Consider the following 22,809-nt stretch of genomic DNA (forward strand, 5'->3'; position numbering starts at 1 on the left):
GTTTTAATTTGAACACAAAATCTCTTATTCAGTGATGATTTTAATTCCTGGGATAATCTGTTGACTCTTTTTACCTTGCTTTTTAAGCCAGAAATAAAAGCCCACTAGCGCAATAGAAAAGAATGAAATCCACCCGATAGATTGCACTGGATGCTTAGCAATGTTGGCACCTTGATATACTACCGTTGCACTGCCATAAGCTAATGCAAAGGTCCATAGCGCAGCAAATCGAGCCCACTTAGCACCAAACTCATTCACTAATGCGCCCATTGCCGCAACACAAGGCGTGTATAGCAAGATGAAGAGCAAATATGAGAATGCTGCAATTTTGGTTGTGAAACCAGCTTGCAGTGCACTGAATGTTGAGCGGTCAACATCAAGCTCTGCAGCGGCTTCTTCTAAATTTTCAACATTACCAACATCGATTGATAAAGGATCTTCAGGTGCAATTCCCAATAAGTTTTCAGGGATAGTACTTAATGCCTCTGAAAAGCTGTCAGACAGACTCGCTAACTCTTCGTCTTCGCCTGCTGGCGTGGCATATAAGCTGTTTAATGTCCCTACAACAGCCTCTTTAGCAAATATACCCGTGATAATACCTACTGTTGCAGGCCAGTTATCTTGCTCTACACCCATTGGTGAGAAAAATGGTGTTACTTTTTGGCTTAATACACTTAGTACTGACTCGTTACTGTCTTCATGGCCGAAACTACCATCGGTACCAATTGCATTGACAAAATTCAGCAGCGTCACCACGATAACAATGGTTTTACCGGCACCTAAAATAAAGCTTTTAGTACGCTTAACAGTACGAGAAAAAACCGCCTTCGCTTTTGGCATTTCATAGCTTGGCAGTTCCATCACTACCGCGCTGCTTGAACCTGGCAATACTGTGCTGCGAAGTAATAAACCCGTACCAATAGCAGCAAAAATACCAATGATATAAAGTAAAAATACTAAGTTTTGACCAGAATCAGGAAAGAACGCCGCGGCAAATAAAGCATAAACGGGAAGACGTGCACCACATGACATAAAGGGCGCCATCATGCCGGTAACGATTCTTTCACGCTCACTACCTAAAGTGCGTGTTGCCATAATGGCAGGTACAGAACAACCAAAACCGACAATCATTGGTACAAACGCTTTGCCGGGTAGACCAATGCGTCTCATTAATCCATCAACGACAAATGCAGCACGAGACATGTAACCCGATGCTTCAAGTACTGATAAAGCAAGAAATAGTGCTGCAATAACCGGTATAAAGGTGGCCACTGTTTGAATGCCCTGACCGATACCGCCAGCAATAATTGTCACTAACCATTCTGGAGCACCAATTGTGGTTAACAATGCACCTAAATGATCGACAAAAATAGCCCCTGCTGTAATATCAAAAAAGTCGATAAACGAGCTACCAACATTGATACTGAACATGAACATTAAATACATCACTAACAAAAACACCGGAACACCGAGTGCTGGATGTAAAATCAATTTATCAAGCTTGTCACTAGTGCTTTCAAAATCACCCACTTCAACAGATTGGCTAAATACCGTCTCAACAAAATCAAAACGGGTGGTTGCCACTAACACTTCAACGTCTGTTCCTGATTGTTCCGCAATTTTAGTACAATCATTAACAACATCTTTTAAGCTAGTATTATTACATTTTCCACAGCCATTACCGTTACCAAGCATAGCAAGTGCTCGGCCGCGACTTAGATCGCTAGCATGTTGTTGCAGAGTTTGCACGCCCGCTTCAATACGCTCATCATAATTAAGCATTAAAGCAGACTCTGAGATTTCGCCTTTGAGTAACTTTAAGACTTGATCTTGAACCTGTTTAACATCGTTTAGTTCTCGTGAACAAACGGCAATAACAGGGCAACCAAGCTCTGCAGACATTTTCTTAAGGTTGACTTCGATACCTAATTTTTTAGCCGCATCAATTTTATTCAACACCACAACCATTGGAATACCCAGCTCTCTTAATTGAACTGTGAGGTAAAGATGTCGCTCGATATTGGTTGCGTCCACAAGATTGATGATGCCATCAATTCTTTGTTCGGCGAGATATTGCTGGGCGATTTGTTCATCTAAAGAACAGTCACAGCTATTTCCTGCCGGTAATAAATCATAAATACCTGGTAAATCCGTCAAATGGATATTGGTGTTATCAAGAGTGAAATAACCGGTTTTCTTTTCTACCGTTACGCCAGACCAATTACCCACCTGCTGATTAGAGCCCGTTAATGCATTAAACAGCGTTGACTTGCCTGCATTAGGATTACCTACGGTGACGCAATGAAATTCTTTAGTCATTTGTTTTTACTACCTCAATAACATCCGCTAAATCACGGCGCATACATAAACGGCTACCACGTAAATCTAATTCAACTCCTGAACCCATCGGCGCTCTGCGTAACATTTTAAATGACGTATGAGGAGTGATGCCCATAGAGAGTAATTTACGCTTTACTGTTTGAGGTAAAGAGAGTTGGCCAACCTCTGCAATCTTAGCGCTATCGCCGGGATTGAGTTCACTAAGCTTCATAAAGCAGTTACCTTGGGATTATAAATATGAATTACACTAATTTTATATGAGCTAACTAAGCAAAACCTTTACCTAGATCATGTTTTACGAGTGCAAACGAGAATGGTTTTCAATTGTATTGTCAATTATGTGATAAAAGCCCAAAAGAAAATAGTGCTTTGAGTATTATATTTTGATAACGGCTAAATTGGCTGCTTATATGAGGTGTTTGTTTACTTAAATGTTAACGAGTGTCTTGAGTAAGTAGGCCAAAAGTAAATTCATCATGCCAATCGGGGCCTATTTTATAATTTTGTCTTAAGCAGCCTTCATTAATAAAACCACAAGCCGTCATTACCTTGGCTGAAGCGAGATTGTTAGTTGAACAGATACCAATATACTTGTGGACCCCAAATTGATGGATCCCCCAATCAATAACTGCGTTTAAGCTTTCAGTAGCGTAACCTTGACCGGACATCTCAGGTGCTATGATATAACCTACCTCAGCGCGCCTTAGCAAGGCATCATCACAATGAAAACCTGTAAAACCAATAAAAGCACCGGTGTGAATATCTTCAATCACTAACGTTAACCACTCTCCTAAATCAAACTCCCACGGTGCAAGTCTTGAATTAAATTTCTGTTTAATGGCTAACTCAGTCATTGGCTCACAGATATATTGGATGACATCAGGATTTTGATGCAGGCGGTTAAAACTGTCCCAATCCTCCTTGATTAAGGTTCTAATTTTTAATCTGTCAGTATATAACGCAATCATTAAGTGGTGACCTCCAATAAAAAAGGCAGCCTAAGCTGCCTTAATCAACATAAGGCGTTTAGCCTCTGCTGGTTACTTCTAATAAATGGTAACCAAATTGAGTTTTAACTGGGCCTTGTACTTCATTTAAAGGCGCGCTAAATACGACTTCATCAAACTCACGAACCATCATACCTGGACCGAAAGAGCCAAGTTCTCCACCTTGTGCACCTGATGGACATGATGAATGGGCTTTAGCAATTTCAGCGAAGTCTGCACCTGCTATGATTTGCTGCTTAAGCGTTTCACATTGTTCTTCAGAACTCACAAGAAGATGCCTAGCTGTTGCCTGTACCATTTATAGCTCCTTTGGCAGTTGATGCCATTAATTAGTCATTTTTTTATAAAAAATAAAAGGGAGCATAAATTGCTCCCTTGTTACTCAGATTACATTTACTAAACTATCAGTTATTGGTTATTTTGCCAATTCGGATTCAATCCAGCGGGCAATTTTTTTCTCCATGACTGCCATAGGTAACGAACCGGTTGTTAAAATTTGATCATGAAAGCCCTTAAGATCAAATTTATCACTAAGCTGGGCTTCAGCATCAGCACGTAATCTTAAAATAGTCAGCTGACCAATTTTGTAAGATAACGCCTGACCAGGGATAGCCATATAACGTTCTACTTCCGCAATAATGTCAGACTCTGCCATTGGCGAGTTGTCCTTCATATACTGAATAGCTTGCTCACGGCTCCAGCCTTTAGCATGTAAGCCAGTATCAACCACCAACCGCATTGCACGGAGCATTTCATCAGATAGCTTACCAAAGTACTGATAAGGATCGCTGAATAAGCCCATTTCGATGCCTAAGTACTCAGCATATAATGCCCAGCCTTCTTCAAATGCAGTATAACCTTGGAAACGTTGGAACTCAGGAATACCGGTTAACTCTTGTTTAATGGCAATTTGAAAGTGATGCCCAGGCGCGGCTTCATGTAAAGAAAGCGTTGTCATGCCCCACTTAGGCTGTGCTTTTAAATTAAAGGTATTAATATAAAACACACCAGGACGTGAGCCATCTACCGCAGGAGATTGATAAGAAGCCCCTGCTGCTGATTTTTCTCTAAAGCTTTCAACAGGTTTAACAACATAATCAGCTTTTGGCATCACGTTAAAGTATTTAGGTAACTCTTTATTGATGTCATCTTTTAGTGCCATATAGCCATCAATTAAGCCTTGGCGCTCACTAAAGAAATATTCTGGATCACTTGAAAGTGATGCGAAGAAAGCGCTTAAATCACCTTCAAAGCCAACTTGTTCACGTACTGTATCCATTTCAGTTAAAATGCGTTTTACTTCTGAAAGACCAATTTGATGAATTTCATCAACCGGCATTTTAGTGGTGGTATGACTATTTGCTAGCGTTTGATACCACTCTTTACCATTAGGTAATCCCCACCAACCATCAGAAGCTCTTGCGTGGGAAAGATAACTATCTTTAAAATAATTTCTTAAATCTGTTAAAGCTGGAATTAACTGAGATTGAATAAGCTTACTGTACTCTGCTGTTAATTGAGTCTTATCTTGCTCACTAAAGTCTTCAGGCATGATATTAATTGGTGCATAAAATAAGCTTTGCTTAGCCTCTTTAACCAATTGAGCATCTAACTGCGGGATAATACGTTCAACCAAGACTTTAGGTAACACAACTTTACTGGCGATCCCCTCATCCATTCTTGCTTGAGCCAGGCCTATCCAATTGATAAAACCTGCAAGACGACCTAACCAGTTGTTATAATCTTCAACGGTGTTAAAAGGCTGGGCACTTTCACCACTGCCCAATTGGATCATGCTGATAACCGTACTGTAAAACTGATTCATTGGCATAAAATGCTCAGGATACGACTCGGCAACAAGATCCATATGACGGTCATACATGAACATATCAAAGCTTAATTGTAAATCTGCAGGAAGTTCATTTGCATTAATTGATTTTGCTCGTTTTAGAAACTGACTATTTAGTTCATGTCGTTGTTTTAGGTAAGCCTCAGTTAATGAACCACCAAACTCAGCGTTGTAATCATTAACCCCTACATAGGTTGCATAGATAGGTTCTAATGCTAACAGTGCTTTAAAGTAATCATCCGCTAAAGCATTATATGCTTGTGCCGCTGTCTGGCTACTTTGTTGCGCGCTTTGTAGACTTGCGGTGCTTGAGTTGTTTGGACTTGTTTGCTCGCTGCATGCTTGAAGCGATAATAAAGAAGCAATAGCAACGGTCAGTAATGTTTTTTTCATCATCAGATCCCTGTCAGAGCCACAAATTTAGCGGCCTTAAAATATGATTTATCTTTTTAGTTATTATTTACAATGTATCGCAATTAGTTGTTATTAGTTAGCAAATAATTGTAACTGAGAATAACAATCTATTCTCTTTATACCTAAAAATGCGACTCAAAAAAAAAGCCCCTTGAAAGGGGCTTTTTTCAAATTAACCAGATTACAAAGTAATATTGTTAATTCGCGCTTTTTCTTTGATATAAGAAATATAGCTGTTAGCACTGCGCTTCGTTTTGCTGTGTTTAGCAGCACGATTTGCGCGCTTATAAGCAGACTTATATTGCTTCAAACTTAAATGGGCTAAAGTTAACTCAAGTTCAGCTTCACCTGGCTCATCCAAACCTGCTGCAAGTGCTTTTTCAAACACAGGAATTGCAGCTTTAGGCTCTTCAGCGATAGCAAGAATTTTACCTTGTTTAAGGTATAACTCAGCATCACCAGATAACTCAGCAGCTTGACCATATAATTTGGCTGCTTGCTTGAAGTTTTTAGCATTATGGTAGAAACCCGCTAAGATTTTAATCGACTTTTCAGTCTCTTTAATCATTCCCGATTTCATGTGCTTTTCATAAAGCTTAGCAGCGTTATACGGCGCACCATTTTGCGACATAAGTTGTGCTAGACGAGTAATGTTACCATCAGACTCTAGAAAACCATTTTTATAAGCTAAATCATAAGTGGCTAATGACTTGGTATAGTCTTCAGTCATCAAATAAAATTGCGCTAACTGTACCCATAAACGTTTATCGTCTTGGAACAGCGGTACCATAATTTCGAGTACCTTTACCGCTTCTTTATACTTCTTTTGATTGAAGTATGCAGTTAATTTCATTTGATAAAGGCCTTTATCAGGCTTCTCTACTAGAGAAAGTCCTTTATCGGCAACTTCAAGTACTTTATCCCACTGCTTAAGTTCGCTGTATGCAATACCGATACGACGGTATACAACAGGGTCGACTTTACAAGTAAAGTCCATCCACTTGTAGTAGTAAGGAATAGCGTCTTTAAACTTCTTTTCTTGTAGTAATAAGTCAGCATACAAACGTAATGTTGCTGCGTGATCTGTACCACCAAGAATGTCAGCATCTACTGCTGTTTTTAAATACTTGATTGACGTTGCCATTTGACCTTTTTCAGCATAGAAAGAACCGATCATTCGTCCTATATACGCTGCATCAAAATCATTTTTGGTATTCACTTCAAGCAAAATTTCAATTGCTTGGTCCAAACGTCCTTCTGTGTATTCTTCGAAAGCTTTTTGAACTTTCTTACCAGCACTAGCACCAACTGCACGAGATTGACGCTCATCAATTGGACATTTTTCAGCTGCTTGAGCAGTTGAAACTGTGAGTAGCGAACTACCACACAAAGTTAGTAGCAACGCACTAGCGATTTTATTTACTTTACGCATTATCTACCTCCTTTATCCAATGTGAAATCAAGTTGTACAGTCATACCAGGAACCTTCATAGCCTTACCATCAATGATTTTAGGCTTGTATTTCCATTTCTTTAACGCACGAACTGCTTCGCGGTCAAAAATACGTTTAGGTTCTGCTTTAATAACTTTAACGTCTTCGATGCCACCTAATTCGTTGATGGTAAATGAAAGTTGTACATAACCTTCTTTACCATCACGTGCTGCAGCAATTGGGTATTGAGGATCAATACGTACAATTGGTGTTGCATCACCGTCACGTGTCATCATGTTACCAAGTTTAAAACCTGTGCTAGCACCGCCAGCGACAACACCACTCATGTTAAATGCCATATTCGTATCAATATCTGATGACGTATCTGGCGGAGTAGTATCCGGTTTCGGTGGTTGCTCAGGTGGTGCTGGTGGCTTAGGTTTAACCCTAGGCTTATCCTGCACTTTCGTATCCTGCTTATCCATACTGATCTCAATAATAGGAGAATCAGTTGAAGTGTCGGCGCGTTTAGCGCCGCCACCGACCAAGAAGGCCATGAAGACAAACAGGGCGAAAGTAACAGCAGCACCAACTATGAGTGATACTATTGCTCTCAGCATATTAGTCTTTCCCCGCTGAAATCGAGATTTTGTCGATACCCGCTTTCTTTACGTTGTCCATAACCTTAACTACAAGGCCATGTTCTGCTTCTTGGTCTGCTTCGATTAATACAGCCGCTTCTGGTGCTTCAGCTAACATACGCTCTACGTTCGCTGTTACACGCTCGATGTCAACCTGACGGTTTTCCATCTTAATTACGCCTGTCTTACTCACACCAATAAAGATGTTTGCAGATTTTTGTTGTGTCGCTGTAGAAGCTTCAGGTTTCTTATAATCAAGACCTGATGGCTTAATGAACGAAGTCGTCACAATAAAGAAGATCAACATGATAAACACGATGTCGAGCATCGGAGTCATATCTACTTGTGCTTCTTCTTCTACACTAAAATGCTTTTTACGTGCCATTTTCAATACTCTCTCTAGTGGTGTGGCAAGCTATCTTTTAGCTTTTCGAGACTAATTTTCAATTTTGCATCTAATCGAGTGCTAAAAAATACACCTGATAGTGCTGCTACCATTCCTGCCATTGTCGGCATGGTTGCCATTGAAATACCAGCCGCCATCATACGAGCGTTACTCGTACCATGAACTGCCATCACATCGAACACTGCTATCATTCCGGTTACGGTACCTAGTAGACCAATCATTGGACAAATGGCTACTAATGTTTTGATAAGCAGCATACGAGCATTCATATCTTGCTTAGCTTGGGACACCCAAGCTTCACGGATACGGTGTGCATACCAAGAGGTTGAATCCTCTCTATTATTCCATGCGTTGATAATCGCTTTATGCTCTTTTGGTGCAGTTAAATTGATATACCAAAAACGCTCAAGCATTAACACCCACATTAGAAATAGCACTGCCGCTACCAACCAGAGGATATCTCCTCCGGTGGCCATGAAGCCCCTGACAGAGTCCCAAACATCCATCAGGATTAGCATCATTAGTCAGCCCTCTTCTCAGCGTGCTCTGCAATGATACCAGCGCTTTGTTCTTCAAGAACTTGAACTACTGACTTGCTACGAGCGATAACAACTGCGTGCATAAGCATTAGAGGAAGTGCAGCAACAAGACCTTGTACCGTTGTCATCAATGCCATAGAGATACCACCTGCCATTAGACGTGGATCACCAGTACCGAACAATTGAATTGTTTGGAAGGTTGCAATCATACCGGTTACTGTACCAAGTAGACCCATCATAGGCGCGATAGCAGCTAATACTTTAATGATTGAAATACGTGCTTCTAGAGCTGGCGTTTCTTTCAAAATAGCTTCATCAAGTTTAAGTTCAAGCGTTTCAACATCAACGTCTTTGTTTTCTTGATAAACTTTAAGTACACGACCTAATGCGTTATTACCTGGGTTTGCAGTATCTTTACGTTGAGCTTTAACTTTAGCACCAACAATATAAAGAGTAACTAAACGCTCAATTGAAATTAGCGCACCAAGAACAAGTAAACCGATGATGATGTAACCAATTGGTCCACCCGCTTCAATACGCTCTTCGATTGTCGCTTTTTGAGTGAATACACTTAGTAACACACCACGTGCAGGGTCAACAAACAGCTTTTCATAGCCAGAAGTCGCACTTGTAAATGACTTAACACTTGATACTTGTGCACTACCTGGTTGCTGTGAAAGCTCTTGGATTAGACCAAGGTCAGCGTTGTAAACAACGTATTTGCCATCAGCAAGTAAGTTATATGCACCAACACGAGTAACTGTAGTATTAGTAACACCGCCATCTAAACCTGTTACATCAGCATCGAAAGTAACAACTTTACCAGATTCGACCATTTCAAAAAGTTGAGCTTCCCAGAATTGTTCTAGCTCATTAATTTTTGGAAGTTCTTTACGAGCACCAAGTTCTGCAATAAATGCATCACGGCCAGGGAACTGTGCAGTAATGTTAGAACCAACTAACTTACCAGCAAAGTCACCTGCTTCACCTTTAACAACACCGAACATTTCGCCTAAGTCACCAGAAGCAATCTTACGATCTTCTTCTAATTGTGCGATTTTACGTTCGTTATCAGTAAATGCTTGCGCTAGATCTTTACCACGTTGTCTTTCAGCTGCAAGCGCTGATTTTTCACGTTTAAGAAGAGCAGCTTTATCGCCACGCTCATTTAAGAACTCTGCTTCACGCTTCTTATTGGTTTTAGTCGCATTAGCACGGTCTGTTTGAACTTGCTTTAATAGTTGTTCAATCGTTTTTGGTGCATCTGCAGCGCTAACCATACCTGATGTTAGTGACAGAGTTGCAGCAACGATTGCTGTAGTAATAAACTTTTTCATTATTGTGCAGCCTCCGCAGCAGGGATTGGTAAGGCGAATAGATCAGGAGCACCTTGACCACGAGCCTGTTTAATAGCTTTGCTTAAGTTACGAAGATAGCTATCTTCTAACACATCCCAACCTTTAGTTTCTGCGTTATACATCCAAGCTGACTTTTGGTCTTGGCTTTGAGCGTATAGGCTTACACGACCGAAGTTTAAGAAATCAACTAGAATTTCTTTACCATCAATTTGTAATTGACCAGTTTCTGCAATTAACTTAGAACCATATTCACGTTCAATGTTATACGCATCTAAGATCAAGCGGTACTTTTCAGCAAGTGTTACTTCAGCGCTATTTAATGTATCTTTTAAGCGTTGAACACGAGCTTCACGAGCGTCTTTGTTAAATGGTAAGTCTAAAGCGATAAATTGCTCTAAAGCGTCTACCATTTTAAACATTAAAGGAACAACACCTTGTCTAAGAGCATCAACACCGTCGATATCGTCTTGGATAAGTTTCATTGTCGCCTGTTGGTCTGCAACCAATCCGGCAACATAGTCATTGTATGATTTTAAAGATTCGCGTTCGTCAGCAACTGAGCCATACTCAAAAAGCATGTCTTGTGCTTGATCAAAATACTTATCAACTTTGTTTTGCGACGCAGCAGCATCAGCATGAATTTTGCCGTCTGCTTTTTGTACGTCACTTAGAGGATCTGCAATCACGAAGTTGCTGCTAGCTAATGCAAGCGCGCCAACAAGTGCAGTAGCGATTTTTGTTCTATTGCTTACCTTGGACATAGTTCCCAACCAATTTATAGTGAATTAGAAAGCTTTAACTCGAAAGTAACAACTGCGATTTTATTGTTAACCGATGTTGCACTCACTAAGTGTATCTTTCTCTTGTGATTGTTAGTTTTTTCTTCCCTATTCTATACCCGCTAAGGCATAGACCCGCTCGCATCATTTCACAAAATGTTGACCTGTGTCAACAATTGAGGACATCAAAAAGTATCAGAAAGATGTGTTTGAGGGGCGATATGAATCGAACGTTGCATTTTTAAACAAAGCTAAAAAGAGTTGATATTTTTAAAATAGCTGATTCAACTATTTAGCAAATACTCCTACATTGATAAATTAGGAAGTTACAATATAAATAAATCTAATAAAAAGAAGTCTTAATTCATCATATTCGAATTTAAAAATTCAAAATATTAACTTGTTAAGTTATTTGAAAGGGCTATTCCTATGAAGTTTACATTCACTAGTTCTAATTGGTCTTTGGTTCAATTGTGGCACTTTATTGAGGTATCTCATTACAAATAAATAAAGATTTTGATTAGTGGTATTTACTTGCTTCGTATCTGGATCAATCTTTGATTCAGTGTCCGCAGTTGAATGCACTAATGGAAAAATAACAAAACCATTCTTCATTTATCATGCTATAAATTAATAAATTCAACACAAAATTCTATACCTAAAGTAAACATTATTACAGTAGATTAAAATCATTTTGAAAATTATTTTAATCTTTATTCTCTTTCATTTTTTATTAAATGAACTTGCTTGAGCTATATCGAACTATTTTCGAGGATTATTACCATTAATATAGTGCTACCTACACTCTCTAATCTTTAAGCGAACCCAGATATTCGTAGCCTTTTAGAATAAAATAAGACTGACCAATTGTATTAAACCTCCAAAAATTAATAACTTAAATAAAATCAGTAGGCGAATAACAACTTTAAGCATTAACGGCTAATACTGCAAAAACCTACAGTATTAGCTTTTGATACTTTTATTTCGCTATTGTGTTCCAGCAGATGTTTGGCCTTTTCTCCAAGCCTCTCGCATATCAGCTTCATTTTCTTTTCTTAACTGGTCAGCTAAGTCACGGCTCATACATGTTCTTCTCTTAATTTGACTTCCAGTTTTGGCGATATACTCACACACAAGATCTTCATCATTGTTCGATGCAGTTTTTTGGTCTGTTGTTGAAGCACAGCCAGATATTAACAAACAAAACATTAAACCTATATATTTACTCATAATAAACTCCACAATAAAAAAGACATGACCTTTTCAGGTCATGTCTGTCTATTTAAATTCAAATATTAACAACCAATTTAGAATTTAACACCAACACCTACGAATAAGTGTCTACCTGTAGTAGCGTATGTGCGAGGGTCAGTATTGTCGTTAAAACCCGTTGCCGCGTATGGTGGGTCTTGGTCAAACACGTTACTAACACCAAGTGTAGTACTTACATTATCGAAGTAATAAGTAAAGCGAGCATCATGAATTGTTTGACTATCAACAGTACGTGAATCGCTCAGGTCATTAAGATCGGTAGCTCCATCATTGTTAGCATCAAATGGTTCTAGTGCTTCACCAATGTAACGAATCTTCCAGTTAGCAGACCAATTATCTTGTGCTAAGTTAATGTTAAAGTTAGTTTTCCACTCAGGGAAGTTACCATCACCACTTGTACGACGGAACCAACCAGCATTTTCAATTTTAGAACCATCTGCTTGAGTAATTTCGTAAGTATCATAGTAAGTAGTATCTAGAACAAAGCTTAAATCACCAATGCCTGTTTCAACACTGTATTGCGCGTTGAAATCGTAACCAGATGAGTGAACACCACCCACGTTAATGTTACGGTTATCGATATCGCTTGAGTTACCATATAAGCCTGGGAATTCAGGACCATAGCGAGTAATCAAGTCACAATAGTTACCTTCTTCTGCACACTTATCTAAAATTAACTGCTCACCGATAGTTGAAATAGCGTTATCTAAGTCAATATCCCAGTAATCAATTGTAAATGATAAGTTTTCAACAAAGCCTGGGCTCCATACTGCACCAATAGTCAGGGTATCAGCTTCTTCAGGTGTTAAATCTGCATTACCACCTAAAGTAGAAGATAACTGATCACCAATTGGCTCAAAACCAGTAGCAGGAACACCATCAGCGATACAGAAAGGTGTCGGGTTAGTTGCACACTTATCGGCAACTAGTGGGCTATTATCAACTAAACCAGAAAATAGTTCACTTGTAGATGGTGCGCGGAATGCTGTTGACTTAGTGCTACGGAACATTAAGCCATCGATTGGCATCCAACGTAAGCCAAGCTTGTAGTTTGTAGTATCACCAAATGTACTGTAATCAGAATAACGAATTGCACCATCAAGCTCTAAACTTTCTGCGCCAACAACACCTGAAAGTAGTGGGAAATTCATTTCAGCATAAACTTCATCTACTTCATAGCTACCAATTGTTTTTTCACGGCTAGAACCACTGGTAATACCAAGTGCAATTAATGCATCAGGTAAATCAGCACCTGATTCTTCACGGTGCTCAGCACCAAATACCATACCTACTGGACCAGCAGGTAGTTCAAATGCATCACCAAAAACACTTGCACTCAATACTGTTTGTTCGTTAGAACCTAAGTCATGCGCTTCAAATGTAATGTAATCAAGCATTTCTTGAGAAACTTGCGTATCTGTACCTGGCACACCAAAAGTATTTAGTGATACACAACCAGGAATTGGGTTATCAGCAGTACCACAAACAACATCACCATTTGCATCCATAAATGATGGACCTACAGCCAAGCTAACTTTTTCAAAGTTAACACCACCCGCACCGGCAGTGCTAGATGAGTTTTGACCGTAAACGTAAGACACTTCATAACCCCAAGTGTCAGCAAACTCACCAGCGAGACCAAATACACCACGTACAGTGTCAACTTCGAATGATGAATCACGTCCACCAGTTTCAACCATACGACGACGCCAATCAGCAATATCAACTGTCTCGCCATTGTCATTCTTAGGACCTAATTGTTGGTTCCAATAGTTGTCAGCAGAATAAGTTGCATCTGTCCAACCGAAGAATGCAAGAGGTGCTAATGGTAATGGAGCAAGTTTAGTTTTAGATGTACGACGGTTAAATGAGACTTCTGAGAAGAAACGCACAGAATCATTAAAGCGATATTCAGCAGCTGCATACATACCGTAACGCTCTTGAGGCGTTAAGTGATAGTTAGCAGGAGCATAGTTATATGTGTCTTTATCCCAATCCCAACAATCATAACCAGTAGGGTTAGTAAAATCAGAAGGATCCGATTGACCTGGACCACTACCAGCACCATGAGTGAATGAGTTACAAGTTGCATCATCAATGCCGTTATTAACACCGTTGTAACGACCCCATGGTGGCGCAGAAGAACCGCCTTTATCTAGCTCTCCGGTTGCAGGGTTTAAATCATATTCAAACTTTGACCAATCACGGTCTCCAGACATTTGCTCTGTTTGTTGAGTGTAATAAGCGCTAACTACAGCATTTGCATTGTCGCCGGCTAGACCAACAGTAAAATCAACTGTTTTAGTCTCGCCATCCCAGTTCTCAGTTGAACCGTCATAAGCAACATTTGCTTCAAAGCCTTCAAAGTCATTACGAGTAATAATGTTTACAACACCAGCAATTGCATCAGAACCATAAACCGCTGAAGCACCATCTTTCAACACTTCAACACGCTTAATAATTGCTACTGGAATAGTACTTAAATCAGCTGAAGCATTCGCACCAGTTCCAGAGTTAACCATACGACGGCCATTAACTAATACAAGTGTTCTTGCACTACCTAGTCCACGTAAAGAAACACGAACTGCACCTGAACCACCATTATTAATTGCTGTATTTGTAGCTGCACCGGCAACTGCTGGAATTTCTTGTAAGATATCACCAATGTTAGTGATGCCAGACTCAACAAGATCTTCACGAGTAATTACTTGGACTGGGTTAGCACCTTCCATATCAACGCGTTTAATACGCGAACCAGTTACTTCGATACGTTCTACTTTTTCGCCTTCTTCAGCAGCGAATGCTACTGGTGAACTGAATGCTGCCGCAGCTGCACCGCTAATCATTGCTAGACGCACTGATTTAGCTAATAAATTCTTATGCATTGTCAATCTCCCTGGACTTGTGTCTTTCTTATTGTTCCAACCTTATTAATTTAGGTTGGTTAACGAAGTTGAACATCGCTCAACCACATTTCGTATGCAATAAAATCACAAATAAAACATTAATTCAACATATGTTTCATTAATATCGGGTAAGTTAACATGTTTAGAATGGTTATTTCGTCCACAAAAACATACAAAAATAGAGTATTAAACTACACAACCACCTTAAGCCTCTGTATTTAATAGCATTTAAAAATAACAAATAACAATTTAAAATGTTGCAGAATTGTTCCAATCGGCTATTTTATACCCACAACAATAAATAGATATGTGGTCAAATGACCTTCGAGACTTACAATTAATTAACAAGCAGACGGTCGCTATGAATTTTAAAGCAAAAAAAACACCCCTTTCGGAGTGTTTTAATGGGTAGTTGTTAAATTTTAATTTTATAAAATGTAACGAATACCGAAGCCAATGCCATCATCTTCACTGATCTTCATTTTGTCTTCGTTTGTTCCGCGGAAATCACTGCTGTCGATACGACCTTCAAAATAAAGGATAGTGTTTGTATCCCAGATATAATGAATACCTGCTGTAGTGAACTGACGCTTAAATACTTCGCCTTCATCAGCACCTAATACGTTATCAGCATCTAGCATGTTGTATGCTAAGAAAACACGGATGTTGTTGTCAAAACGATATGATACTAATGACTCAACACCTTTAGAACTTTCGATCATACGGCCAATGTTATCTGTGTCATGAAATTTATTTTCATTGTAGTTAGCAGAGAAATAAATACCTTCTGCATCCCAGTTACCATAAGTTACGCTTAGGCCGTAAATTTCATCACGCTCTTCAATGCGGGTGCCGTTCTCTAATTCACCTTCAAATTTACCCGTGTTGTAACCAATACCAACAGATAATTCATCAGTGAATTGATACATTGCCGATAAACCGAAGGTATTACCGTATTCTACAGTACCTAGTGACTCTTCATCACTAATACTTGGTACATCAGAAAAACCATCTACGTTCTCATCTTCGTAAATATCGAATTCATTTTGCTTTAACTGTACTTGCGCACCAAAACTGAATTTATCAAACGAGTTACGGTATTGAATGGTTTTATCGCCACGGCCTACACCGTTAATAGCACCATCAGCTTTATTGTATGTGTATACACCTGCAGCATTACCATCCCATACGATAGGGTAGTTTGTTCCGGCAACAACGTCGTACCAAACACCCCATTGCTTACCTAAGCTGATTGAGCCGTAAGTATCATTTGATACGCCAACGTAACCTAAACGGTTATTTAGAAAGTCATCGCTTTGTGATTCAAATTGACTACCAGCACTATAAACGATTTCACTGTTACCGAATGGGTTAACACCCCACTCGAATTTAGCAAAGGTTGCCCAACCATCATTCATTTGACGATCAAAGGCGAAGTTAATACGTGATGCGCCATTGACGATTTCAGTTTCACCTTGGCCACTATAAATACGTGCATCGATGAAACCACCAATAGCAACAGAGTTTTTCTCATCTTTATAGATTTCGATAGCAGAAGCTGTTGGTACAAACATAACTGCTGCAAGTGTTGATGCGATTAAAGTCTTTTTCATCGAGCTAAACCTTCCCATTTCATTTTCATCATTAATTATTTTAAATAATCTATTTGCATAGAATTTTTCCATTAACTGAAGGCTAGCATGATGAATTAGCATGAAACAAAGAGATAAATCGATTAAATATCATAATAAACTAAATAAGCACATTGCAAAGCACAAACCACTACCAAAAGACATAAAAATGATAACGTATCACCATAAATTACACAGCCAGCAACATTAAAGTAACAACATCTGATTGCTCACAAGACTATCAAAACTGTCACCTTTGAGCCCTAATACTGGTTCTGCAATGGGCTCGATTTGTTTATCAAGGTAATATTGGTAATCAATTGATTCATTGGTTGCTTCTATAGGTTGCGCACCATTCAGAGTCATCCTGTAAGCGATCATGGTGCCTCTTTTACCAAGCTCCGAATTACCTGTTATTTGACATAGACGCGTTGCGGCTTTCACATGTGGTGAAGATTTAGCCGTATAATCTTCAATGTTACGCTTTAGGCGTTTTCTAAAAATTAGTTCATCATCAAATGAGCCATTTTGAAGCTCCTTAATTTGCTTTAACAAATAGCCTCTAACGTCCCCTTGGGTAAATAATAACAAGTATAAATGATATTGCATTCTTCTGGCTAAAGGGCTCCAATCACTTCTGACTTGCTCCATGCCTTTAAAGGTCAGTGCTAATTGCCCCTCCTTGTCAGTGGTCGCCCCTACATAGCGTTTTTTACTGCCAGCATCTGAGCCTCTTAATGTCGGCATGACAAATTGATTAAAGTGACTTTCAAATTCAAGTTCCAAATAACTTTTTAACTGAAACTTGGTAGCACAAAAATCGGCCCATTTTTGGGTAATTTCCTGTGCCAGCATATGACCTAACTGACTAATATCGTCTATTTGATGCTTTTCTCCTAACCACACAAAGGTAGAGTCGGTATCACCATAAATCACCTTATAACCCAACTCTTCAATCCAAGCTTTGGTTTGCTTCATGATTTGATGGCCACGCATGGTAATCGAGCTTGCAAGCTTGGCATCATGGAACACACAGCCTCTAGAGCCCAATACGCCATATAAAGAGTTCATGATTATTTTAATGGCTTGGGACAGAGGTTGGTTGTTAAGTTGTTTGGCTTGCTCACGCTGCTGCGCGAGTGTTGTTATTAGCTCTGGCAATATGGGGTTGTCTCTGCTAAATCTTGCATTGAGAAAACCCGGCACAGTCACTTCGTCAGGCTGCTGTTCGCCCACCACCAAGCCTTTGGGATCAATCAAAAACGTTCTAATAATTGATGGATAAAGGCTTTTAAAGTCCAACACTAAAACATCTTTGTAAAAACCCGGGATAGAATCCATCACATAGCCACCAGGAGATTCAAGTCCATCACTAGCTGGGTGAGCAGGGGCAACAAAACCGCTTCGATGTAAGTGCGGTAGGTATAAATTATTAAAAGCAGCAACAGATGCGCCAACGCGGCCAAATTCTAAGCCGGTTAGTTTGGCCCGTTCAATGGCAAAAGCCAGCAACTGGGTTTTATCAAAAATATCCCATACTAGGCGGCAATCGGTAATATTATAAAACGCCAATGCGACTTTATCATGGGCAAACAAATGACAGATTTCTTGGCTGCGATTATCAACATGGTCAATAGCCTTGCCTTCATTTAGTAATTGTTGCGATACGTGCTCTAATGAATAGCGTTCAAAATGATAGAATGCCGCTTTAATCCAATCGATGCCATCTAGCACCACTCGCCCCGGTAAAGATAAGGTTTCAGGGCGATGCTTATCTTCAACCTTCCAGCTTAATACCGTCGCCCCACGACCAATGGTTAACGGTATCGAATGTAACTGACAACGTTTATACAATAGTGACAAATCAAAAGTGACGACCGCCCAGCCAATAATGACATCAGGATCATATTCGGCAAACCAATCAATTAATCGCTTAATAAGCTCAACTTCGGTAACCACCCACTGAATATAGTGCTCTGACTCTTGAGGCTGTCCCACCATAATGACTAATTGATAATCTTGCCCATATAAGCCAACTGAATATAACTCGCCGCTAGGGCTACATTCGAAATCCAACGAAATCATAGAAAGCGAGATGTCATTATCGCTTTTTCTTGCTTTTACAGCTTGGTACACCGGCAATTGACTTAAGCTGGTATTCTGACTGTTACATAAATCAGCCTCTAAACTAGATTGCCCGATAAACTCAACATCAAAGGCAATAAAGCGTTCTATCAAATATCGCTGCTCTGCCCTAATATCTGCCTCATAAATCTCAATCCCCATATCATTGGCAATCCGCAATAACTGCCTTTGTACACTGGCTGACTTTAAATAAATACAGGCGATAGCTTGGTGATTAAAGTTTTTAAGCGCGATAGTTTCGATTCTGCAACCTTGATGAATATGTCCTGCGAGTTTTGGTATATCTATTTGACGGCAAAAACACACTACTTCAGCCCCGTCCACTTCTATCAGCACAGGGCCAGATCTCGTTTTTAAATAATATTGCAATATAAGTCGACCATCACGAAAAGCTGAATGCCGCGTCAACACTCGCCCTTTGATAGAAGTCACCTTATTTACGCTTACTGTCATAGTTTTTGGCTCGATTAAATATTTCGTGCAGTTCAATTCACTGTTATTATGTACAGCATATAACAGCGAACACATAAACAGTAAGCAAAGAATGCGAATAGGTCACTCATGTTAACGGATAAAGTCAAAAGTCAGATCCGCACTATCTATAAAGATATCGCGGCGGCAATGCCAAATTTTCGCTCTCGCCGTGAGCAAAACTATATGGTGGCTGAAATATCTAAAACACTGGCCGGTGAATATGACAAACACCGTCGCATTATGGTTTGTGAAGCCGGCACCGGTATTGGTAAATCCTTATCCTATATTCTTGGCACGATTCCGTTAGCCATTGCCAGCAAGAAAAAAGTCTGTATAGCAACGGCAACCGTAGCATTACAAGAGCAATTACTGCATAAAGATTTACCCTTCTTTTTGCAACAGTCTGGGGTAGACTTTAAATTTGGTTTAGTCAAAGGCCGTCAGCGCTATGTTTGCTTAGCAAAGCTTGAAGCCATGATTGGCCCCGAAGACACCTCACAAATGGCGATGTGGCAGACAAAGCCTGATCAAAGCCAGATTGACCAACTCAAAAAAATCCATAAAGATTACCAAGATAAAAAGTGGAACGGTGAAATCGACACTTTAGAGCAACCTGTTCCTGACTTTTTATGGCAGCAAATATGCTGTGATAAACACAGCTGCCATCGTCAGTTATCCAATCATCATAACTGCCCTTTTCATAAAGCCCGTGAAGATGTCGAAACCTGGGACGTACTCATTGTTAACCACAGTTTGTTATTTGCCGACTTAGAACTGGGCGGCGGCGTTATTTTACCAGAGCCTGAAGAGATGTTTTATGTCATCGATGAGGCGCATCATCTGCCAACAGTTGCCAGAGATTTCTCCAGCGCCCAAGCAAGTCTTCGCGGCACAGCTGATTGGCTAGAAAAGGCAGGTAAAACCTGCTCTAAATTACAAAACCAATTAAAAACCACTCATATTATTGCACCAGTGCAAGCGATGCTAGATCACATTAATGAGCTGGTTAGCCAGCTTAATCAAGTGGCACATTTTTGTGATACCCAGCCGCAGCTCTTTGCCAACCCAGAAACCCGTTTAAGATTTGAAAATGGCAAATTACCAGAGTCATTACTCATACAGGCCGAAAACTTAGCTTCAGCATCGAATTCTGCATTAAAGCAATTTAATAAAATTCAAACCGTTTTAAGTGAAGCGATAAAAGATGGTGAGTTACCTAAACATCAATCAGAAACAGTGCTTTCAGAAGCAGGCTTTATTTCCCAGCGTTTAGAAAACTTGCATAAATTATGGAAAATGCTCGCTAAAGAAGACTCAAAAAAAGGTGCGCCCATGGCGCGCTGGGCTGAACTGATCACAGGTAAACAACAGGATTATTTATTTTGTGCGTCTCCTATTGAAGTGGGTTTCATGCTCGAATCTATGCTGTGGCAAAAAGCCGCAGGTGTTGTATTGTGCAGCGCAACACTGCGGGCGCTGAATAATTTTAATCATTTTGCCCATCAAGTCGGGTTATCATTAAATGATGGCAGCCGCTTTTTGGCGTTACTATCGCCATTTGATTATCAAAATAATGCCACATTATTTATTCCTCAAATGAAGAATGAGCCTACAGATGAAGCCTTTACCGATGAGCTTGCAGAGCAGATATTGGCATTAGTTGAAGATGAAATGGCAACATTGGTGCTGTTTGCCTCTTATTGGCAAATGGAAAAGGTGACAGATCAAATTATAGGTAAAATGCCTAAAGAGCAGTTATTTGTTCAAGGAACTATGCCAAGACAACAGGTGCTAACTCAACATAAAGCCCGTTGTGATGCCGGAAAAGCCAGTATTATCTTTGGCACAGGCAGTTTTTCAGAAGGATTAGATTTACCTGGGGATTACCTTACCAACCTGATTGTCACCAAACTGCCCTTTGCAGTGCCGACATCACCAGTTGAACAAGCACATGCGGAATATATAAAAAGCAAAGGTGGCAACCCTTTCCTACAATTAACCATTCCAGATGCGTCACGTAAATTAATCCAAAGTTGTGGTAGATTACTGCGCAAAGAAGACGATTATGGCCGAGTGACTATTTTAGACCGCCGCCTAATTACCAAGCGTTACGGTAAATCGTTACTCGATGCCCTACCGCCATTTCGTAAAGTTATTGAATAGGTATTTTTTTGGAATTTTTGTTAGACCCTAGTCATTGGGTCATTCTGGCGATAATTGGTGTTGTTGCAGGTTTTATAGATGCCGTTGTTGGCGGTGGCGGTTTGCTTTCTATCCCTGCACTGCTAACGATGGGCGTTCCACCCCATTTAGCATTGGGTACCAATAAGCTCGCAGCCTGTTTCGGCTCTATTACTGCAGGTTATACCTACTACAAACAACAACTCATTAAACCTTCCTTCTGGCGGGCTGCATTTTTGACGACCTTTATAGGTGCCATCATCGGCAGTTTTTTAGTTTATTTTATTGATGCTGCTTGGCTCGAAAAAATCTTACCGCTGATCATTATCGGGATTGCAATCTACACCCTTATAAGTCCCAAAGCGATGGGCGAAACTATCATCAATCAACCCACCGGGTTGCCATCTCAAAACAAACAAATAGTGCAAGGAATGACCTTAGGTGCTTATGATGGTTTTGCAGGCCCCGGTATTGGCGCATTTTGGACAGTATCCAGCATCAGGCTGCATAAGCTGCCATTATTAAACAGCTGCGCCTTAGCAAGGCTAATGACCTCAGTGAGTAATGTTACCGCATTAGTCATTTTTGCCTTATTAGGCGAAGTGGATTGGATATTAGGTTTGTGGATCGGTGTTTGTATGATGGCGGGATCATTTATTGGGGCTAAATCTGCTATAAGATTTGGTATTCCCTTTATCAAACCGCTATTTATCATTACTGTATTATCCATTGCAGCACATTTAGCTTGGACGGCTTGGCTATGAGAAACACCAACCAACTCATTTACCAATTAAAACAGCAGCTCAGTTCATTAGAACAAGATGCCTTACATCACGATCAGCAATTACCTGCGCAACAAAAGAAAATGCTGCAAGATATTGAACGATTTAATTCACAATTATTTATTCAACAAGGTGCCCAATTAAGCCCTTGTATTGCCCAATTAAAAAAAGACATTCAGCAATTAGAAAAGCAACTTTCTTTCAAACTTGATGTCAGAATCATTGAGCTTAGCTGCCAGCGCATTCAAGATCGCTTTACCGCATTAAGACGAGCCTTAGTGACCACCAACCTGAATGTGAATACTGAAAAGCAAAAACGTGACAATAGCCGTGCACGCTATGCAAAAAAACAACAGCAACAACATTCAGACAGTGGCTTTGGCTGGATAGCCAGTAATGTAATGAAAAACAGCCACCAAATTTATCAAGAGCTGAACAAACATTTGAATTGGGCTACAACCTTTGAACAAAAAATAGCAGAAATGGAATCTGCACTTGCAAACTGTCATAGTACTGACAAAATCAGATTACAAAATGAAATTCTCTCTCTACATCGACGCTTAGGAAAATGTCGTCAAGCAATTAGTTATATAGAGGAAAGAATCCAGATGTTTGAACGACCTAATAGAAATTTAAATCGTTAAGGAGCAACA

The 22,809-nt window shown here is 39.9% G+C and carries 18 protein-coding genes; 3 read left to right on the forward strand and 15 right to left on the reverse strand.

The features are described 5' to 3' along the window. Positions 1 to 24: 24 nt before the first annotated feature. From feoB to BCU94_RS10675, 15 genes are all read right to left on the reverse strand, one after another. Positions 25 to 2,319: a Fe(2+) transporter permease subunit FeoB gene (feoB, locus tag BCU94_RS10605; RefSeq protein WP_102476360.1), complete on the reverse strand. Its 2,295-nt coding sequence runs from the start codon at positions 2,317 to 2,319 to the stop codon at positions 25 to 27. Continuing rightward, positions 2,312 to 2,551 (reverse strand): FeoA family protein, encoded by a 240-nt coding sequence (locus BCU94_RS10610; protein WP_076537007.1) that lies wholly within the window; start codon positions 2,549 to 2,551, stop codon positions 2,312 to 2,314. The genes feoB and BCU94_RS10610 overlap by 8 nt, the downstream gene beginning before the upstream one ends. Before the next feature lie 223 nt (positions 2,552 to 2,774). Then, positions 2,775 to 3,308: a GNAT family N-acetyltransferase gene (locus BCU94_RS10615; RefSeq protein ID WP_102476361.1), complete on the reverse strand. Its 534-nt coding sequence runs from the start codon at positions 3,306 to 3,308 to the stop codon at positions 2,775 to 2,777. 58 nt (positions 3,309 to 3,366) lie between these two features. Further along, positions 3,367 to 3,645: a peptidylprolyl isomerase gene (locus BCU94_RS10620; RefSeq protein ID WP_076537011.1), complete on the reverse strand. Its 279-nt coding sequence runs from the start codon at positions 3,643 to 3,645 to the stop codon at positions 3,367 to 3,369. Between the two features lie 117 nt (positions 3,646 to 3,762). Then, positions 3,763 to 5,589, reverse strand: coding sequence for a DUF885 domain-containing protein (locus BCU94_RS10625; RefSeq protein WP_102476362.1), 1,827 nt, complete (start codon positions 5,587 to 5,589; stop codon positions 3,763 to 3,765). A 202-nt stretch (positions 5,590 to 5,791) separates the two neighbouring features. Continuing rightward, on the reverse strand, positions 5,792 to 7,042 hold the full coding sequence (locus BCU94_RS10630) for a tetratricopeptide repeat protein (RefSeq protein WP_102436069.1): 1,251 nt from the start codon (positions 7,040 to 7,042) through the stop codon (positions 5,792 to 5,794). Beyond that, positions 7,042 to 7,662 (reverse strand): energy transducer TonB, encoded by a 621-nt coding sequence (locus BCU94_RS10635; RefSeq protein WP_076537016.1) that lies wholly within the window; start codon positions 7,660 to 7,662, stop codon positions 7,042 to 7,044. Before BCU94_RS10635 ends, BCU94_RS10630 begins: the two co-directional genes overlap by 1 nt. Before the next feature lies 1 nt (position 7,663). Beyond that, the gene (locus BCU94_RS10640) at positions 7,664 to 8,068 is read right to left on the reverse strand and encodes a biopolymer transporter ExbD (RefSeq protein WP_076537018.1); all 405 of its coding nucleotides are present in this window, start codon (positions 8,066 to 8,068) and stop codon (positions 7,664 to 7,666) included. 14 nt (positions 8,069 to 8,082) lie between these two features. Continuing rightward, the gene (locus BCU94_RS10645) at positions 8,083 to 8,610 is read right to left on the reverse strand and encodes a MotA/TolQ/ExbB proton channel family protein (RefSeq protein ID WP_076537019.1); all 528 of its coding nucleotides are present in this window, start codon (positions 8,608 to 8,610) and stop codon (positions 8,083 to 8,085) included. Next, positions 8,610 to 9,965, reverse strand: a complete 1,356-nt coding sequence (locus tag BCU94_RS10650) for a MotA/TolQ/ExbB proton channel family protein (RefSeq protein WP_102476363.1) — start codon at positions 9,963 to 9,965, stop codon at positions 8,610 to 8,612. The genes BCU94_RS10645 and BCU94_RS10650 overlap by 1 nt, the downstream gene beginning before the upstream one ends. Further along, positions 9,965 to 10,747, reverse strand: a complete 783-nt coding sequence (locus BCU94_RS10655; RefSeq protein ID WP_102436074.1) for a DUF3450 domain-containing protein — start codon at positions 10,745 to 10,747, stop codon at positions 9,965 to 9,967. Before BCU94_RS10655 ends, BCU94_RS10650 begins: the two co-directional genes overlap by 1 nt. 1,005 nt (positions 10,748 to 11,752) lie before the next feature. Beyond that, positions 11,753 to 11,995, reverse strand: a complete 243-nt coding sequence (locus tag BCU94_RS10660) for a hypothetical protein (RefSeq protein ID WP_102476364.1) — start codon at positions 11,993 to 11,995, stop codon at positions 11,753 to 11,755. 77 nt (positions 11,996 to 12,072) lie between these two features. Beyond that, positions 12,073 to 14,922 (reverse strand): TonB-dependent receptor, encoded by a 2,850-nt coding sequence (locus tag BCU94_RS10665; RefSeq protein ID WP_102476365.1) that lies wholly within the window; start codon positions 14,920 to 14,922, stop codon positions 12,073 to 12,075. Between the two features lie 449 nt (positions 14,923 to 15,371). Further along, a complete protein-coding gene (locus BCU94_RS10670; RefSeq protein WP_102476366.1) occupies positions 15,372 to 16,556 on the reverse strand; it encodes a porin in 1,185 nt (394 codons plus the stop codon). A 225-nt stretch (positions 16,557 to 16,781) separates the two neighbouring features. Next, positions 16,782 to 19,172, reverse strand: a complete 2,391-nt coding sequence (locus tag BCU94_RS10675) for a DNA polymerase II (RefSeq protein WP_102476367.1) — start codon at positions 19,170 to 19,172, stop codon at positions 16,782 to 16,784. Between the two features lie 108 nt (positions 19,173 to 19,280). Between BCU94_RS10675 and dinG the strand changes: the two genes are divergently transcribed. From dinG to BCU94_RS10690, 3 genes are read left to right on the forward strand one after another with little or no spacing between them, the layout of a single operon-like run. Beyond that, on the forward strand, positions 19,281 to 21,356 hold the full coding sequence (dinG, locus tag BCU94_RS10680) for an ATP-dependent DNA helicase DinG (RefSeq protein ID WP_102436084.1): 2,076 nt from the start codon (positions 19,281 to 19,283) through the stop codon (positions 21,354 to 21,356). An 8-nt stretch (positions 21,357 to 21,364) separates the two neighbouring features. Next, on the forward strand, positions 21,365 to 22,138 hold the full coding sequence (locus BCU94_RS10685; RefSeq protein ID WP_102436086.1) for a TSUP family transporter: 774 nt from the start codon (positions 21,365 to 21,367) through the stop codon (positions 22,136 to 22,138). Continuing rightward, entirely contained in the window at positions 22,135 to 22,800 is a 666-nt protein-coding gene (locus tag BCU94_RS10690) for a primosomal replication protein (RefSeq protein WP_102436088.1), read from the forward strand. Before BCU94_RS10685 ends, BCU94_RS10690 begins: the two co-directional genes overlap by 4 nt. Positions 22,801 to 22,809 lie beyond the last annotated feature (9 nt).

The sequence above is a fragment of the Shewanella sp. 10N.286.52.C2 genome, assembly GCF_002874545.1.
Classification (GTDB): Bacteria; Pseudomonadota; Gammaproteobacteria; order Enterobacterales; family Shewanellaceae; genus Shewanella.

Coding starts and splice junctions, on each gene's coding strand:
- feoB (WP_102476360.1), bottom strand. CDS start 2,319: ATGACTAAAGAATTTCATTGCGTCACCGTAGGTAATCCTAATGCAGGC.
- BCU94_RS10610 (WP_076537007.1), bottom strand. CDS start 2,551: ATGAAGCTTAGTGAACTCAATCCCGGCGATAGCGCTAAGATTGCAGAG.
- BCU94_RS10615 (WP_102476361.1), bottom strand. CDS start 3,308: ATGATTGCGTTATATACTGACAGATTAAAAATTAGAACCTTAATCAAG.
- BCU94_RS10620 (WP_076537011.1), bottom strand. CDS start 3,645: ATGGTACAGGCAACAGCTAGGCATCTTCTTGTGAGTTCTGAAGAACAA.
- BCU94_RS10625 (WP_102476362.1), bottom strand. CDS start 5,589: ATGAAAAAAACATTACTGACCGTTGCTATTGCTTCTTTATTATCGCTT.
- BCU94_RS10630 (WP_102436069.1), bottom strand. CDS start 7,042: ATGCGTAAAGTAAATAAAATCGCTAGTGCGTTGCTACTAACTTTGTGT.
- BCU94_RS10635 (WP_076537016.1), bottom strand. CDS start 7,662: ATGCTGAGAGCAATAGTATCACTCATAGTTGGTGCTGCTGTTACTTTC.
- BCU94_RS10640 (WP_076537018.1), bottom strand. CDS start 8,068: ATGGCACGTAAAAAGCATTTTAGTGTAGAAGAAGAAGCACAAGTAGAT.
- BCU94_RS10645 (WP_076537019.1), bottom strand. CDS start 8,610: ATGATGCTAATCCTGATGGATGTTTGGGACTCTGTCAGGGGCTTCATG.
- BCU94_RS10650 (WP_102476363.1), bottom strand. CDS start 9,965: ATGAAAAAGTTTATTACTACAGCAATCGTTGCTGCAACTCTGTCACTA.
- BCU94_RS10655 (WP_102436074.1), bottom strand. CDS start 10,747: ATGTCCAAGGTAAGCAATAGAACAAAAATCGCTACTGCACTTGTTGGC.
- BCU94_RS10660 (WP_102476364.1), bottom strand. CDS start 11,995: ATGAGTAAATATATAGGTTTAATGTTTTGTTTGTTAATATCTGGCTGT.
- BCU94_RS10665 (WP_102476365.1), bottom strand. CDS start 14,922: ATGCATAAGAATTTATTAGCTAAATCAGTGCGTCTAGCAATGATTAGC.
- BCU94_RS10670 (WP_102476366.1), bottom strand. CDS start 16,556: ATGAAAAAGACTTTAATCGCATCAACACTTGCAGCAGTTATGTTTGTA.
- BCU94_RS10675 (WP_102476367.1), bottom strand. CDS start 19,172: ATGACAGTAAGCGTAAATAAGGTGACTTCTATCAAAGGGCGAGTGTTG.
- dinG (WP_102436084.1), top strand. CDS start 19,281: ATGTTAACGGATAAAGTCAAAAGTCAGATCCGCACTATCTATAAAGAT.
- BCU94_RS10690 (WP_102436088.1), top strand. CDS start 22,135: ATGAGAAACACCAACCAACTCATTTACCAATTAAAACAGCAGCTCAGT.